Annotated in this window: 1 protein-coding gene; it reads left to right on the top strand. The window is 61.1% G+C overall.

Features of this window, described 5'->3' with window-relative positions; all coding sequences use genetic code 11:
• Nucleotides 1–42: 42 nt before the first annotated feature.
• Nucleotides 43–778: IS110 family transposase (locus ACFQ24_RS03795; RefSeq protein WP_380909120.1), on the top strand; the 736-nt coding region annotated here is incomplete at its 3' end.

Below are 778 nucleotides of genomic sequence, written 5' to 3'. Positions count from 1 at the left end.
GCGGGTCAGGTGGTTGTGACCCGGCAATTGAAGCGCGGACAGATGTTGAAGTTTTTCGCGGCATTGCCTCCGGTTCTGATCGGGATCGAAGCCTGCGGAACGGCGCATCACTGGGGTCGGCAGCTCCAGAACCTGGGCCACGACGTAAAACTCATCCCGCCGATCTACGTGAAACCTTACGTCAAGCGGCAGAAGAACGATGCCGCCGATGCCGAAGCGATTTGCGAGGCGGTGACGCGGCCGACAATGCGGTTCGTCGAAATCAAGTCAGTTGACCAGCAGGCTGGCGGCGTGCTGCACAAAACGCGGGCACTGCTGATCAAGCAGCGGACGATGATGTTCAATGCCGTGCGCAGCCATCTGGCCGAATTCGGTCTTGTGACGGGTACCGGCGTGGCGCAGGTGGTGCGCATGGTCGATCGGCTTGCGAAAGGGGACGAACTCGATCTTCCGGAACTGGCGCGCGAGACACTCGGCGTCTTAGCGCGCCACATTCAGGAACTGCAGGACAAGCTCACCGGGATCGATAAGCAGTTGACCCGCTGGCATTATCGCAACGACGTCAGCAACATCCTTGAAACCATCCCCGGCGTTGGTGTGATCACCGCCTCGGCGCTCGCGTCGATGGTGACCAACGCGCAGAGCTTCAGGTCGGCCCGCCATTTCGCCGCCTGGCTTGGACTCGTGCCCCGGCAAAACTCGTCAGGTGGCAAGACCCGCCTGGGCAAGATTACCAAGGGCGGCAATCGCTACCTGCGACAATTGCTGGTCGTCGGTG

The organism is Sphingobium olei, from assembly GCF_042678845.1.
GTDB lineage: Bacteria > Pseudomonadota > Alphaproteobacteria > Sphingomonadales > Sphingomonadaceae > Sphingobium > Sphingobium olei.
The sequence above is the reverse complement of the archived record's forward strand: the minus strand, read 5'-3'. Positions and strand labels throughout refer to the sequence as shown.